General features: G+C 73.2%; 14 protein-coding genes. 7 read left to right on the forward strand and 7 right to left on the reverse strand.

Annotated features, from left to right (window positions below; translation table 11 throughout):
* Positions 1 to 42 precede the first annotated feature (42 nt).
* The 3 genes from AGRA3207_RS34675 to AGRA3207_RS34685 all read right to left on the reverse strand — a co-directional run bounded on the left by AGRA3207_RS34675 (position 43) and on the right by AGRA3207_RS34685 (position 1,504).
* The gene (locus AGRA3207_RS34675) at positions 43 to 348 is read right to left on the reverse strand and encodes an AzlD domain-containing protein (protein WP_231331448.1); all 306 of its coding nucleotides are present in this window, start codon (positions 346 to 348) and stop codon (positions 43 to 45) included.
* Entirely contained in the window at positions 345 to 1,064 is a 720-nt protein-coding gene (locus AGRA3207_RS34680; protein WP_231331449.1) for an AzlC family ABC transporter permease, read from the reverse strand. The genes AGRA3207_RS34675 and AGRA3207_RS34680 overlap by 4 nt, the downstream gene beginning before the upstream one ends.
* Positions 1,065 to 1,144: 80 nt before the next feature.
* On the reverse strand, positions 1,145 to 1,504 hold the full coding sequence (locus AGRA3207_RS34685; RefSeq protein ID WP_420830828.1) for a chorismate mutase: 360 nt from the start codon (positions 1,502 to 1,504) through the stop codon (positions 1,145 to 1,147).
* A gap of 294 nt (positions 1,505 to 1,798) precedes the next feature.
* On the opposite strand from AGRA3207_RS34685, the gene AGRA3207_RS34690 reads away from it, so the two are divergent.
* Positions 1,799 to 2,629, forward strand: a complete 831-nt coding sequence (locus AGRA3207_RS34690; RefSeq protein WP_420830829.1) for an AraC family transcriptional regulator — start codon at positions 1,799 to 1,801, stop codon at positions 2,627 to 2,629.
* Between the two features lie 192 nt (positions 2,630 to 2,821).
* Positions 2,822 to 6,352: a DNA polymerase III subunit alpha gene (dnaE, locus tag AGRA3207_RS34695; RefSeq protein WP_231331451.1), complete on the forward strand. Its 3,531-nt coding sequence runs from the start codon at positions 2,822 to 2,824 to the stop codon at positions 6,350 to 6,352.
* Positions 6,353 to 6,374: 22 nt separating this feature from the next.
* Here dnaE and AGRA3207_RS34700 read toward each other — a convergent pair whose 3' ends face one another.
* Positions 6,375 to 7,268 (reverse strand): LLM class flavin-dependent oxidoreductase, encoded by an 894-nt coding sequence (locus AGRA3207_RS34700; RefSeq protein ID WP_231331452.1) that lies wholly within the window; start codon positions 7,266 to 7,268, stop codon positions 6,375 to 6,377.
* Positions 7,269 to 7,359: 91 nt separating this feature from the next.
* Positions 7,360 to 8,073, reverse strand: coding sequence for a DUF6882 domain-containing protein (locus tag AGRA3207_RS34705; RefSeq protein WP_231331453.1), 714 nt, complete (start codon positions 8,071 to 8,073; stop codon positions 7,360 to 7,362).
* Between the two features lie 131 nt (positions 8,074 to 8,204).
* On the opposite strand from AGRA3207_RS34705, the gene AGRA3207_RS34710 reads away from it, so the two are divergent.
* On the forward strand, positions 8,205 to 8,807 hold the full coding sequence (locus tag AGRA3207_RS34710; RefSeq protein WP_231331454.1) for a hypothetical protein: 603 nt from the start codon (positions 8,205 to 8,207) through the stop codon (positions 8,805 to 8,807).
* Here AGRA3207_RS34710 and ybaK read toward each other — a convergent pair.
* On the reverse strand, positions 8,691 to 9,209 hold the full coding sequence (gene ybaK / locus AGRA3207_RS34715; RefSeq protein WP_231331456.1) for a Cys-tRNA(Pro) deacylase: 519 nt from the start codon (positions 9,207 to 9,209) through the stop codon (positions 8,691 to 8,693). The two genes, AGRA3207_RS34710 and ybaK, sit on opposite strands and share 117 nt — an antisense overlap.
* A 20-nt stretch (positions 9,210 to 9,229) precedes the next feature.
* Positions 9,230 to 9,892, reverse strand: a complete 663-nt coding sequence (locus AGRA3207_RS34720) for an LON peptidase substrate-binding domain-containing protein (RefSeq protein ID WP_231331458.1) — start codon at positions 9,890 to 9,892, stop codon at positions 9,230 to 9,232.
* A 166-nt stretch (positions 9,893 to 10,058) separates the two neighbouring features.
* Here AGRA3207_RS34720 and AGRA3207_RS34725 point away from each other — a divergent pair, with 166 nt between their 5' ends.
* The 4 genes from AGRA3207_RS34725 to hisB all read left to right on the forward strand — a co-directional run bounded on the left by AGRA3207_RS34725 (position 10,059) and on the right by hisB (position 13,951).
* On the forward strand, positions 10,059 to 10,871 hold the full coding sequence (locus AGRA3207_RS34725; protein WP_231331460.1) for a PhzF family phenazine biosynthesis protein: 813 nt from the start codon (positions 10,059 to 10,061) through the stop codon (positions 10,869 to 10,871).
* 76 nt (positions 10,872 to 10,947) lie between these two features.
* A complete protein-coding gene (gene hisD, locus AGRA3207_RS34730) occupies positions 10,948 to 12,255 on the forward strand; it encodes a histidinol dehydrogenase (protein WP_231331461.1) in 1,308 nt (435 codons plus the stop codon).
* Positions 12,252 to 13,361: a histidinol-phosphate transaminase gene (locus tag AGRA3207_RS34735; protein ID WP_231331462.1), complete on the forward strand. Its 1,110-nt coding sequence runs from the start codon at positions 12,252 to 12,254 to the stop codon at positions 13,359 to 13,361. Before hisD ends, AGRA3207_RS34735 begins: the two co-directional genes overlap by 4 nt.
* Entirely contained in the window at positions 13,358 to 13,951 is a 594-nt protein-coding gene (hisB, locus tag AGRA3207_RS34740; RefSeq protein WP_231331463.1) for an imidazoleglycerol-phosphate dehydratase HisB, read from the forward strand. Before AGRA3207_RS34735 ends, hisB begins: the two co-directional genes overlap by 4 nt.
* Positions 13,952 to 13,967 lie beyond the last annotated feature (16 nt).

The following is a 13,967-nucleotide window of genomic DNA, read 5'->3' on the forward strand; positions in this document are numbered from 1 at the left end:
GCGCCGCCAGGACGGGCCCCAGGACGGTCCCCGCCGGGGTGGTCAGAGCAGCCGCAGCCCCGCGGCGACACCGGCGGCCACGCCGAGCACCACCAGGAACGGCGCCCGCAGCAGCAGCGCGGCCATGGCCGCGCCCAGGCCCGCCACGCGGGCGCCGTCGAACTCCAGGGACGGGCCGTCGGCCAGCGCCTGAACGGCGACCAGCGCGGTCAGCAGCGCGACGGGGACCAGCCCGGTGAACCGGCGCACCCGGGGGTCGTCCAGGACCCGCTGCGGGGCGACGAGCCCGCCGAGCTTCAGCGCGTAGCAGCCGAGCCCGGTGACGACGATCGCGATCCACACGTTCACCGGGCGCCCCCGCGGGTGACCAGGGCGGGCAGGGCGGCGGCCGCGGCGAGCATCACCGGCACCCCCGGCGGCAGCAGCGGGGTCGCCGCCACCGCGATCACGGCCGCGCCCATCGCCACCCCGGCCCCGGCCCGGTCCGCGGTCAGCCGCGGCCACAGCAGCGCCAGGAACACCGCGGGCCCGAGGACGTCGAGGCCGATGGCCTCCGGGTCGCCGAGCCGGGCGGCGCCGGCCGCGCCCAGCAGCGTGGTCAGGTTCCACATCACATAGAGGGTGACGGCGGTGGTGTAGAAACCGGCGCGCGCCGCGTCCCGGCCCTCCTGGGCGGTCGCCACGGCCGTCGTCTCGTCGATGACGGCCTGCGCGGCCAGTGCCCGCCGCCAGCCCCGCGCCTCCAGCGTCCGCGCGAGCCGCAGCCCGTACAGGGCGTTGCGGCCGCCGAGCAGGACCGCCCCGAGCGTCCCGGCGACCAGCCCGCCTCCTCCGCCGATCACCCCGGTCAGCGCGAACTGGGACGCCCCGGTGAACGCCAGCAGGCTCAGCGCGCACGCCTGCGGCGGCGACAGCCCGGCGGTGACGGCGGCCGCGCCGAACGCCAGGCCGGACAGCCCCACCGCGACCCCGACGCCCAGGCCGTCCCGCACCGCCGCCCGCCGGTCCCCGGCCGGGGCGGACGGCGCCTCCCCGGCGGCGGGCCCGCATTCCGTCGCACTCATGGCCGTGAACGTAGGCCGTCCGGACGCCGATGGTCTTGAACGTTCTTGCGCCTCGTCGCGTGACGTGCGGCGCGGCCGGGTCAGCGGCGTTCGGCGGCGGCCAGGCCGGCCTCGATGACGGCGTTCATGATGCGGGCCAGGTGCTCGGGGCCGAGGGAGGGGGCGCGCTCGGCCATCGCCTCGACGATCTGCCGCTCCCGCTCGGGGCTGCGCCCGGCGAAGCCGCCGACGGGCTTCAGCCCCTGGACGACCGCGGCGACCGCCGCCCGGTGCTCCAGCAGCGTCGCCAGGGCGGCGTCCAGGCCGTCGATCGCGGCGCGCGCTTCGGCGAGCGTGGTGATGTCCGCCGCGGACGGCAGCCGGACGCGCATCTCACCGGCCGCGTGCTCGGCGCCGGGCACATGCTCGGCTCCGGACGCGTCGATGACCTTCTCGTGCATGTGGGTTCCCTCTCCTGCGGCGGCCGCTCGCGCAAGGGTCCCCTGCCCGGGCCGCGCTCGTACACGGGGCGTTCCCGCCCATGAGAAGAGGCAGAGCCCGTGGGGGTCTCTGCCTCGGCCGGCTCCGGGGTCGTCGCTCAGGTCGGGGCGACGGCCGGCTCGCCCGGAGCCGGCCTGGTAAACCTGAATCGGCGACGTTCCATGCGCCCGATCGTAGGACGGGCCGCCGGGGGCGCGTCAACTCCCGGACGGATCGTCTCGGCCCGTGAGATCCCCGCCAGTAGCATGTCCGACATGGGGGGCGAGATCGCGCATTATTTCCGGCATCCGTCGCTGCCGGACGTCGATTTGCTGCGGGCCCGTTTCGTCACCCACCGGTTCAGCCGCCATACCCACCCCGGCTACACGATCGGGTTGATCGAGGCGGGCGTGGAGGAGTTCGAGCATCTGGGCGGCGTCGAGCGGGCGGGCCCCGGCTCCATCGCGGTCGTCAACCCCGACGTCGTCCACACCGGGCACGCGGGCACGCCCGAGGGGTGGACGTACCGGGTGATCTACCCGTCGGTGGAGGTGGTGGAGGCGATCGCGGCCGAGCTGGGCGCGCCGCGCGGCACGCTCTCGTTCTCCGCGCCCGTCCTCGACGACCCGGCCGCGGCCAGGTCGCTGCGTGCGTTCCACCGGGCGGGGGAGGCGGGGGACACCCTGGCGGCCTCGACCACGCTGCGGACGGCCCTGGCCAGGCTCCTGACCCGGCACGCCCGGCGGGTTCCGGGCGACGACGGCTCCGCCGCCCTGCCGCCCGCGGTGCGCGACGCCCGCGACATCCTGCACGCGAGCCTCCTCGGGCCGCCGTCCCTCGAAGAGCTCGCCGCGTCCGTGGGCACGCGGCCCTTCCCGCTGCTGCGGGCGTTCCGGGCGACCGTCGGCCTGCCGCCGCATGCCTACCTCAACCAGGTGCGCGTGCGGGCCGCCCGCGCGCTGCTCGACGAGGGGCTGCGGCCCGCGGAGGTCGCCGCCCGCACCGGTTTCGCCGATCAGGCCCATCTGACCCGCCATTTCAAGCGGACCGTGGGCGTCCCGCCGGGCGCCTACCAGAGCGCAGCGAAGCGCCCCGACCATCCATAGTGGGGCAAATGGGGCGGACGAGGCATCCGGTGTGTCGGGGCCCGCGGTGTCGGCCCGGCGGGTTAGGCTCTCAGGACCGCGTCATCCCGGCGCCCCGTCCGGGCTGACGATCTTCCCCCGGGACCGATGGCGACGACACGTGCCGCCCGCACGTGGGCGGTCGCATGTCGACGAGCAGGAGGCGCATCAGGCATGGCGGACTCGTTCGTTCATCTGCACGTCCATACGGAGTACTCCATGCTGGACGGCGCCGCCCGGCTGAAGCAGATGTTCGACGAGGTCTCCCGCCAGAAGATGCCGGCCATCGCCATGACCGACCACGGCAACATGCACGGCGCCTACGACTTCCACCGGCAGGCGACGGCCGCGGGCGTGACCCCGATCATCGGCATCGAGGCGTACATGGCGCCCGAGTCGCGCTTTCACAAGAAGAAGGTCCAGTGGGGGGAGCCGAGCCAGAAGCGCGACGACGTCTCCGGCGGCGGCCTCATCAACCACATGACGCTGTGGGCGCGCGACAGGAACGGCCTGCACAACCTGTTCAAGCTGTCCAGCCGCGCCTACACCGAGGGCTTCGTCTTCAAGTACGCGCGGATGGACGAGGAACTGCTCGCCGAGCACGCCGACGGCCTGATGGCCACGACGGGCTGCCCGTCAGGGAAGGTGCAGACGCGGCTGCGGCTCGGCCAGTTCGACGAGGCGCTCAAGGCGGCGGCGAACTTCCAGGACATCCTCGGCAAGGACAACTACTTCCTGGAGCTGATGGACCACGGCCTCGACATCGAGCGCCGCGTCCGGCAGGGCCTCATCGACATCGGCAAGAAGCTGAACATCCGGCCGGTCGTCACCAACGACTCGCACTACACGCACGAGTCGGAGGCCACCGCCCACGACGCGCTGCTCTGCGTCCAGGTGGGCAAGCAGCTCGCCGACCCCGACCGGTTCCGGTTCGACGGCAGCGGCTACTACATCAAGACCGCCGACGAGATGCGGGCGATCGACTCCTCCGACGTCTGGCAGGAGGGCTGCAAGAACACCCTGCTGATCGCCGAGAGGGTCGACCCGGCGGGCATGTTCGAGTACCGCGACCTCAGCCCCCGCTTCCCCGTCCCCGAGGGCGAGACGGAGGAGACCTGGTTCCGCAAGGAGGTCTGGAAGGGGCTGGAGCGGCGCTTCCCCGACGGGCTGCCCGACGGCTACCAGAAGCAGGCCGAGTACGAGATGGGCGTCATCCTCGGCAAGGGGTACCCGTCGTACTTCCTCGTCGTCGCCGACTTCATCATGTGGGCCAAGGAGAACGGCATCCTCGTCGGCCCCGGCCGCGGCAGCGCCGCGGGGTCGCTGATCGCCTACGCGATGGGCATCACCGACCTCGACCCGATCCCGCACGGGCTGATCTTCGAGCGGTTCCTCAACCCCGAGCGCGCGTCCATGCCCGACATCGACATCGACTTCCCTGAAGACCGGCGGGCCGAGGTCATCCGCTACACCACCGAGAAGTGGGGCGCGGACAAGGTCTCCTTCATCGCCACGTTCGGCACCATCAAGGCGAAGGCCGCCATCAAGGACGCCGGCCGCGTCCTCGGCTTCCCCTACGCCCTCGGCGACCGCATCTCCAAGGCGTTCCCGCCCGCCGTCATGGGCAAGGACATCCCGCTGTCGGGCATCTTCGACGACAAGCACCCGCGCCACGGCGAGGCCGGTGAGCTGCGGAAGCTGTACGAGGAGGAGACCGACGTCAAGCAGATCATGGATCTGGCGCAGGGCCTGGAGGGGCTGATCCGCCAGACCGGCGTGCACGCCGCGGGGATCATCATGTCCGGTGAGACGATCACCGACCACGTCCCGATCATGCGCCGGGACGCCGACGGCGCGATCATCACGCAGTTCGACTACCCGACCTGCGAGACGCTCGGCCTGCTGAAGATGGACTTCCTGGGCCTGCGCAACCTGACGATCATCGACGACGCGCTGAAGGGCATCAAGAAGAACAAGGGCGTCGAGGTCGACCTGCTCGCCCTGCCGCTGGACGACCAGCCGACCTACGACCTCCTCGCCCGCGGCGACACCCTCGGGGTCTTCCAGTTCGACGGCGGCCCGATGCGCTCGCTGCTGCGGCTGATGAAGCCCGACAACTTCGAGGACATCTCCGCCGTCGGCGCCCTGTACCGGCCCGGCCCGATGGGCGCCAACTCCCACACCAACTACGCGCTCCGCAAGAACGGCCAGCAGGAGATCACGCCGATCCACCCCGAGCTGGAGGAGCCGCTCAGGGAGATCCTCGACACCACCTACGGCCTGATCGTCTACCAGGAGCAGGTCATGGCCATCGCGCAGAAGGTGGCGGGGTACACGCTCGGCAAAGCGGACCTGCTCCGCCGCGTCATGGGCAAGAAGAAGAAGGCCGAGCTGGACGCCCAGTTCGTCGGCTTCGAGCAGGGCATGATCGACAACGGCTTCTCCAAGGAGGCCGTCAAGACGCTGTGGGACATCCTCGTCCCCTTCTCCGACTACGCCTTCAACAAGGCCCACTCCGCCGCGTACGGGCTGGTCTCCTACTGGACGGCCTACCTCAAGGCCAACTACCCGGCCGAGTACATGGCGGGCCTGCTCACCTCCGTCGGCGACGACAAGGACAAGAGCGCCCTCTACCTGTCGGAATGCCGCCGGATGGGCCTGAAGGTGCTGCCGCCGGACGTCAACACCTCCGAGGCCGACTTCACGCCGCTCGGCGACACCGAGATCCGCTTCGGGCTGTCCGCCGTCCGCAACGTGGGCACCAACGTGGTGGACGGCATCGTCGCGGCCCGCCGCGAGAAGGGCGCCTACGCCGACTTCAACGACTTCCTCAACAAGGTCCCGCCGATCGTCTGCAACAAGCGCGTCGTGGAGTCGCTGATCAAGGCGGGCGGCTTCGACGAGCTCGGCCACCAGCGCAAGGCGCTGCTGATGGTGCACGAGCAGGCCATCGACTCGGTCATCGACATCAAGCGCAAGGAGGCCATCGGCCAGGACTCGCTGTTCGGCGCCCTGGAGGACGACGGCGGCGACGACGCGTTCGCCGTCGCGATCCCCGAGGGCGAGGAGTGGGACAAGACCACCCTCCTCGCCTTCGAGCGGGAGATGCTCGGCCTGTACGTCTCCGACCACCCGCTCCTCGGCGTCGAGCACATCCTGGAACGCGAGGCCGACTGCACGATCGCCGTGCTGAACGGGGGCGAGCGCCCCGACGGCCAGGTCGTGATCGTCGCGGGGCTGCTGTCGGGCCTGCAGCGCAAGGTCACCAAGCAGGGCAACTCGTGGGCGATGTTCCAGCTGGAGGACCTCGGCGGCTCCATCGAGGTGATGTGCTTCCCCTCGTCCTACCAGCTGTGCTCCACCCTCCTCGCCGAGGACGCGATCCTCGTCGTCAAGGGACGCCTGGACCGCCGCGAGGACGTCGCGAAGATCATCGCGATGGAGGTCACCCAGCCCGACCTCACCATCACCGACGCCACCGGCCCGCTGTCGGTCACCCTGCCCCTCGGCCGCTGCACCCCGCCGACCGTCACGCGCCTCAAGGAAGTGCTGATCACCCACCCCGGCACCGCCGAGGTGCACCTGCACCTGCAGAACGGCCCGCGCACCACCGTCGTCCGCCTGGACGACAAGCTCCGCGTCGCCCCGTCACCCGCGCTCATGGGCGACCTCAAGCAACTCCTGGGCCCGTCCTGCCTGAGCTGACCGGAAGCATCGATCCCGGCGATCAACGCTTCGCGATCAAGGCCCGGGCGGCCGGGACCACCTCCCGTGACCAGCGGCGCAGCTGCGTCTCGCCGGTGGTTACGGGCCAGTAGACGAAGGTGTCGAACCCGGTCTCGCCCGCGAGGCGGGCCAGGACGTCCGCCCACCCCGCCACATCCGTGCGGACGGGCTCCGCGCCTTCGAGGCGCACGGGCCGCGGCGCGTCGGTGATCTCGCCGACGAGCTGCGCGATACGCGTGACCGCGGCCGGGTCGCGCCCGGCGTCCCCGGCGGCGCGCGTGATGACGTCCTGCGCCCACCGCAGCCTCTCGTACGGCAGGTAGCGGGCGATCGGCGCCGCCCACCCGTCCGCGACGCGGCCGGTGAGCGCGAGCGCCTTCGGGCCCTGGCTGCCGAGCCAGACCCCGACCGGGTGGGCGGGCGCCGGTCCCGCGTGGACGCCGTCCACCGTGTGGTACTTGCCCCTGACCTTCACGGTCTCGCCGGGACGCCACATCGCCCGGATGATCGCGATGGCCTCCTCCAGCGCGACCAGCGCCTGGGAGGCCGTGAGGTGCGGGCCGCCCATCGCCGCGATGGCGGTCCAGAACCCCCCGGCGCCGAGCCCGAGCTCGAACCGTCCCCCGCTCAGCAGGTCCAGGGTGGCCGCCTGCTTGGCCAGCACCCCGGGCCCGCGCAGCGGCAGGCACGCCACGTCCGGGAACACCCGGATCCGCTCGGTCCCGGCAAGGACCGCGCCGATGACCGCGAACGTGTCGGCCAGCCCGGAGGCGTACGGATGGTCCTGCACACCGAGCAGGTCGAGCCCGTCCTCGTCGGCGAGCCGCGCGAGGCCCAGAACATCGCCGAGCCCGTCCGCCCCCGGCGCCAGCTGCACCCCGAATCGGTAGATCATGAGAGGAAGCTACCCACCCCCAAGATCGGGATCGGGATGGGGTTGAGGTGTCTGGGTCCGGGGGCCGCAGTGCCCGCCGAAGGAGGGCCCTCTAGGGCCCGACGCCAAGGGCACTGCCAGAAAGTACGACCCACTCCCAGTCGATGAAGCGGCCCAGGCCGTCGAAGTGGGCACGGGCGGTGCCGCCGCCGGGGGGCCGCAGTTCGGTGAGGGCGTCGGTCTGGCGGTAGGGGACGCGGTGGTGGGAGAGGAACCCGGCGAGGGTGAGGCGGGGTTCGTGGGGGAAGAGGCTCGCGGCGTTCGACAGGAGCCGGGGGAGGGGGATGGGGTCCCAGACCGCGGGCGGGGCCTGGGGGTCGTCGACGTGCAGGTAGGCGGAGCCGCCTTCGTATCCGGCGCCGATGTATCCGGCGCCGCCGAGCACGCCGCCGGCGGCCATGGCGATCAGTTCGCCGCCGTGTCCGGCGGGGCCCTCGTACCAGGACAGGTCGACTTCGGGGGTGGTGAACTCGGTGATGCCGAGGCGTTCGCCGAGGGTCCGGATGACCAGGGTCGGGCCGACGGCGGGGTGGGCGGCGCCGAACTGGGGGTTCGCCCAGCCCCACAGCCAGGTGCGCTCGCGGGCGGCGTAGCTGCCGAGCAGCGACACCCGGACGGTGACGCCGCCGCTGGCGTAGGTGCGGGCCGTCAGGTCGGCGCTCCAGTCCTCGCGCGGGAGGAACTCGGCGAGTGTCTCCTGCCGCTGCAGGACGACGGCCGCCTGGGCGGCGCCGAGGCGTTCGAACGCAGGACTGAATCCGGACATGTCGGGCACATTATCCCAGTGATCGGGGCGGTTGTGGGCGGGAATCGGGCACCATCGGGTGGTCGATTCGGCCGACCTCGGCAGGCTAGGCTTTCGCTGTCGGATGGGACTTCCACCAAGGAGCGTACGAGGTGCGGCGACCGGCCGGGAGGCTCTTCGCGACCTGGATCGTCACCGCCGCCATCGTGGCGCTGCTCGGGCCGCCCGCCGGGCTGCTCTGGGCGAAGACCGTCCCCAGGGTGACATACGTAATAGTGCAGGGTGAGCCTTTGCTCGCCGATCCGGAGGGGCAGGGCCCCATCGGCATCGACGCCCGGTTCGCGCTGCTGGCGCTCGCCGCCGGGGTCGCCTGTGGTGTGGCCGCGTACGTGGCGGGCCGCCGCTTCACCGACCTTGCGCTGGTGCTCGGCATCGCGGCGGGCGGTGCCGCCGCGGCGGTGCTCGCCTGGCGGACCGGCCACCTGATCGGGCTGGACGCCTTCCGGGACGCGGCGCGGCACGGCCGGGACGGCGCCGCCGTCACGGGTGTCGCCGACCTGCGGGCCAAGGGCGTGCTGGTGTTCTGGCCGCTGGCGTCCGTCGCCGCGTACGGGCTGCTGGAGCTGCTGTTCGGCCGGCTAGCCCCGGGCGATGGGGGCGAGGCGGGCGCCGGTGAGGCGGACGAGGTCGGCGGGGACGAGCTCGATCTGCAGGCCGCGCCGTCCGGCCGAGACGTAGACGGTCGCGAGCTCTGACACCGACGCGTCGATCACGGCCGGGAGCCGCCTGCGCTGCCCGAGCGGGCTGATTCCGCCGACGACGTACCCCGTGGCGCGCTCGGCGTCGCCCGGGTCGGCCATCCGCGCCTTCTTGCCGCCCGCCGCGGCGGCCAGCGCCTTCAGGTCGAGGGTGGAGGAGACGGGCACGACGCCGACGGTGAGCCGCCCGTCCACTTCGGCGAGCAGGGTTTTGAAGAGCCGGCCGTGGTCGACGCCGAGGGCGTCGGCGGCGGCCTGCCCGTAGGACGCGGCGTCCGGGCTCGCCTCGTAGGCGTGCAGCGTGAAGTCGATCCCGGCCCTGGTCGCGGCGACGGTGGCCGGGGTGCCCTTGCCGCCCTTGGAGCCGGGGCCTCTGGCACCGGATCTGGCAGTGCTCATGGGGGACAGTCTGCCGGGTGTCAGTTCGGGTGGAACGAGCCGTCCAGGAACTGGCCCGCCGGGATCATCGGCAGCGCGTCCAGGATGCGGTTCTCGCGGGCGAGCAGGTCCCGCTCGGCGGCCAGCCGGAGCGTGGCGTCCTCGCATTCCAGGAGCCGCTGCTTCTCGTGCCCGTCCAGGACGACCGACGCCGCGATGAGGTAGGACAGCCGCACCGGGTCGTCGGGCAGGTCGACGTCCTCGGCGGGACCGGCGCCGGCCGAGGCCAGCCGGTGCCGGTAGACCTGGAACAGCCGCCGGACGCGGCGCGCGGGCGCCCCCGGCCCGCAGCCGGGCTCCTCGGGCAGGAACTCGACCTCGCCCTGCAGGTAGGGGCGGGACCGGTCGAGCCCCTTCAGCCGGAACCGGCTGGTCCCGACGGTGACGATGTCGTACCGCCCGTCGGGGTGGGGTGTCACGTCGTGCACCTCGGCGACGCAGCCGACGGGCGCCAGCCGGTGCCCGGCCTCGTCGCCGGCCTCGTGGCCGAGCTCGATGCCGACCACGCCGAACCGGCGCGGCTCGGGACGTTCGAGCAGGTCACCGATCAGCAGGCGATAGCGCTCCTCGAACAGGTGCAACGGCAGCACCAGGCCCGGGAACAGCACGGTGCCCAGCGGAAACAGGGCGAGCCTCTCGGTCACAGGTTCTCCCACGCTCCTGGGCGCCTCCGGGACGACGCCCCGTGCGCCAGGGTACGTGCCTGACGATGATCTTGACATGCCTGGAATTCTCACAATCTGAAGCGGCGGGCCACTTTCCCGCGATCGGCCTTGAGGGCGGGCGCGTGGCGGCGGGTACCGTCGGGCCATGCGGATGCTCGTCGTGGACGCCTTCACCGACCGCCCGTTCACCGGCAACCCGGCCGGGGTGTGCCTCCTCACGGAGCCCGCCGAACCCGCCTGGATGCAGCGGGTCGCCATCGAGATGATGCACTCGGAGACGGCGTTCGTCCGCCCGGTCGAGGACGCGGAGGCGGACTACGAACTGCGCTGGTTCACGCCGGTCGTGGAGGTGGCCCTGTGCGGGCACGCCACGCTGGCGAGCGCGCACGCCCTCTACGGCACCGGGACGGTCGCGGCGGACCGGCCGATCCGCTTCCGGACGCTCCACAGCGGCGTGCTCACCGTCACCCGCGCGGCGGACGGGACCCTGTCGATGGACTTCCCGGCCGGGCCCGCCGCGCCCGTGGACGCCCCCGCGGGGCTCGCCGAGGCGCTCGGCGTGCCTGTGCTGTGGACCGGCAGGAACTTCCAGGACGACCTGCTGGTGGAGGTCGCGGACGAGGCGTCGGTGCTGGGCCTGGCCCCCGACCTCGCGGGACTCGCCCGGATCGACGGCCGCGGCGTGATCGTCACGGCGGCCGCCGGCCCGGGCCGCGGCCACGACTTCGTCTCCCGGTTCTTCGCCGTGCGGGTGCTGCCCGGCGACGGCGAGGACCCGGTGACGGGCTCGGCGCACTGCGCGCTCGCCCCCTTCTGGGCGGAGCGGCTCGGCCGCGCGGAACTGACCGGCTACCAGGCGTCGGCGCGCGGCGGGCACGTCCGCGTGGCGCTGCGCGGCGGCCGGGTGTCCCTGTCCGGCACCGCGGTCACCGTCCTGGACGGGACGCTCGCGGTCTGACGGGCCTGCCGCGACACGGGGTCTCGGCACGTGAGACGGTGCGCGGGCCACCGGGGGCACTCCGTAGACTGGGCGGGTGATATCCCGTATCGACCTGCGCGGCGGCCTTCCGGCCGACCCGCGCTCCGTGCTGCCCCGCGCCGAACTCGACGTCGACGCCGCCCTGGACAAGGTGCGGCCGATCTGCGAGGACGTCCGCCATCGCGGCTCGGAGGCGGTCCGGGAGCACACGCGGGCCTTCGACGGGGTCGAGCTCGACAGCACCCGCGTCGCGCCCGCGGAGATCGAACGGGCCCTCGCGGACCTCGATCCCGCCGTCCGGGACGCGCTGGAGGAGAGCATCCGCCGCGCCCGCGCCGTGCACCGCGCCCAGCGCCGCGCCGACGTCACCACGCAGGTCGTGCCCGGGGGGACCGTCACCGAACGGTGGATCCCCGTCGGCCGGGTCGGGCTGTACGTGCCGGGCGGCCTCGCCGTGTACCCGTCGAGCGTGGTCATGAACGTCGTCCCGGCGCAGGAGGCGGGCGTCGGGTCGCTCGCCGTCACCTCGCCCGCCCAGAAGGACCACGGCGGCCTGCCGCACCCGGCGATCCTCGCCGCCTGCGCGCTGCTCGGCGTGGACGAGGTGCACGCGGCGGGCGGCGCCCAGGCGATCGCGATGTTCGCCTACGGCACCGACGAGTGCCCCCGCGCCGACCTGGTCACCGGCCCCGGCAACATCTACGTCGCCGCCGCCAAGCGGCTGCTCAAGGGCGTGATCGGCATCGACGCCGAGGCGGGCCCGACCGAGATCGCGATCCTCGCCGACGCCACCGCGGACCCGGTGCGGGTCGCCGCCGACCTGATCAGCCAGGCCGAGCACGACGTGCTCGCCGCCGCGGTGCTCGTCACCGACTCGGTCCGGCTCGCCGACGAGGTCGAGGCCGAGCTGAAGGCGCAGGTCGCCCGGACCCGGCACACCGGGCGGATCACCGAGGCCCTCGCCGGGCGGCAGTCCGGGATCGTGCTCGTGGACTCCCTCGGCGACGGCCTGGCCGTCGTGGACGCCTACGCCGCCGAGCACCTGGAGGTCCACACCGCCGACGCGGCCGCCGTCGCCGCCCGCGTCCGCAACGCCGGGGCGATCTTCGTGGGCCCGTACGCGCCGGTGCCGCTCGGCGACTACCTCGCCGGGTCCAACCACGTGCTGCCGACGGGCGGCTGCGCCTGCCACTCCTCCGGCCTGTCGGTGCAGTCGTTCCTGCGCGGCGTGCACGTCGTCGAGTACGACCGGGACGCCCTCGCGGAGGCCACCGGCCGGGTCGTCGCGCTCGCCGAGGCCGAGGACCTGCCGGCGCACGGCGCCGCCCTCAAGGCCCGGTTCGGCTGGGAGGTCCCCTCGTGACCGTCCCCGGCCTGCCGATCCGCGACGACCTGCGCGGCCTGGAGCCCTACGGGGCGCCGCAGCTCGACGTCCCGTACGCGCTGAACACCAACGAGAACCCCTACCCGCCGTCCGAGCGGCTGGTGAAGGCCCTCGGCGAGGCGGTCATGGACGTGGCCGGGACGCTCAACCGCTACCCCGACCGCGACGCGTCCGCGCTCCGCGAGGACCTCGCGGCTTTCCTGAACGCCGACACGCCCGGCGTGGGGCTCACCGGCCGCCGCGTCTGGGCCGCGAACGGCTCCAACGAGATCATCCAGCAGATCCTCCAGGTGTTCGGGGGGCCGGGGCGCACCGCGGTCGGCTTCGAGCCGTCCTACTCGATGCACCCGATCATCACCCGCGTGTCGGGCACCCGCTGGGTGGACGCCTTCCGCGACGAGGACTTCGGCATCGACCCCGGCCGCGCGGTCGAGGCGGTGCGCGGGCACCGGCCCGACGTCGTGTTCCTCACCTCGCCGAACAACCCGACCGGCACCGCCCTGCCGCTGGAGGCGATCGAGGCCGTCCTGGAGGCCGCGCCGGGCATGGTCGTGGTCGACGAGGCGTACGCGGAGTTCCGCCGCGGCGGCACCCCGTCCGCGCTGACCCTGCTGGACCGGTACCCGCGCCTGATCGTCACCCGGACGATGTCCAAGGCGTTCGCGATGGCGGGGACGCGGCTCGGCTACCTCGCCGCCTCGCCCGCCGTGATCGACGCGCTGCTGCTCGTCCGGCTGCCCTACCACCTGTCGGCCGTCACCCAGGCGGTGGCGCGCACCGCCCTCGCCCACGGCGAGGAGCTGCTCGGCGGCGTCGAGGCGCTGCGCGGCGAGCGCGACGCGGTCGTCGCGTGGCTGCGCGGCCGCGGCCTGGCGGTGGCCGACTCCGACGCCAACTTCGTGCTGTTCGGGACGTTCCCCGACCGCCGGCGGGTGTGGGAGGGCCTGCTCGCCCGCGGCGTGCTGATCCGGGAGGTGGGCCCGCCCGAGTGGCTGCGGGTCAGCGTCGGCACACCCGAGGAGATGGCCGCGTTCCGCACCGCCCTGGAAGAAGTCCTCCGAGAAGCACCGAGGGAGAGTCTGTGACGCGCAAGGGACGAGTCGAGCGGGGGACCAGCGAGACGCGGGTCCTCGTCGAGATCGACCTCGACGGCACCGGGCAGGTCGACGTGGCCACCGGCGTGGGGTTCTTCGACCACATGCTGGCCCAGCTCGGCAAGCACGGGTCGTTCGACCTGACCGTCAAGACCACCGGCGACCTGCACATCGACAGCCACCACACCATCGAGGACACCGCCATCGCGCTCGGCCAGGCGTTCCGGGAGGCGCTCGGCGACAAGGCCGGCATCCGGCGCTTCGCCGACGCCTCGATCCCGCTGGACGAGGCCCTCGCGCAGGTCACCGTGGACGTGTCCGGCCGCCCCTACCTCGTGCACGTCGAGCCCGAGCGCATGGCCCCGATGATCGGCCCCGAGTACGACACCACGATGACCCGGCACGTGTTCGAGTCGTTCGTCGCGAACGCGCGGGTCGCCCTGCACGTCCACGTCCCGTACGGGCGCAACGCCCACCACATCGTCGAGGCGCAGTTCAAGGCCCTGGCCCGCGCGCTGCGCGACGCGGTGGCGTTCGACCCGAAGGTGCACGGCGTCCCGTCCACCAAGGGGGCGCTGTAGCGGTGGAGGCCGGCGG

Origin of the sequence: Actinomadura graeca (assembly GCF_019175365.1) — a bacterium.
GTDB classification, from domain to species: Bacteria; Actinomycetota; Actinomycetes; order Streptosporangiales; family Streptosporangiaceae; genus Spirillospora; species Spirillospora graeca.

Bases quoted from the DNA above. Each gene is read 5' to 3' on its own strand.
- AGRA3207_RS34680 (WP_231331449.1), bottom strand. From the start codon at position 1,064: ATGAGTGCGACGGAATGCGGGCCCGCCGCCGGGGAGGCGCCGTCCGCC.
- AGRA3207_RS34685 (WP_420830828.1), bottom strand. From the start codon at position 1,504: ATGCACGAGAAGGTCATCGACGCGTCCGGAGCCGAGCATGTGCCCGGC.
- AGRA3207_RS34690 (WP_420830829.1), top strand. From the start codon at position 1,799: ATGGGGGGCGAGATCGCGCATTATTTCCGGCATCCGTCGCTGCCGGAC.
- dnaE (WP_231331451.1), top strand. From the start codon at position 2,822: ATGGCGGACTCGTTCGTTCATCTGCACGTCCATACGGAGTACTCCATG.
- AGRA3207_RS34700 (WP_231331452.1), bottom strand. From the start codon at position 7,268: ATGATCTACCGATTCGGGGTGCAGCTGGCGCCGGGGGCGGACGGGCTC.
- AGRA3207_RS34705 (WP_231331453.1), bottom strand. From the start codon at position 8,073: ATGTCCGGATTCAGTCCTGCGTTCGAACGCCTCGGCGCCGCCCAGGCG.
- ybaK (WP_231331456.1), bottom strand. From the start codon at position 9,209: ATGAGCACTGCCAGATCCGGTGCCAGAGGCCCCGGCTCCAAGGGCGGC.
- AGRA3207_RS34725 (WP_231331460.1), top strand. From the start codon at position 10,059: ATGCGGATGCTCGTCGTGGACGCCTTCACCGACCGCCCGTTCACCGGC.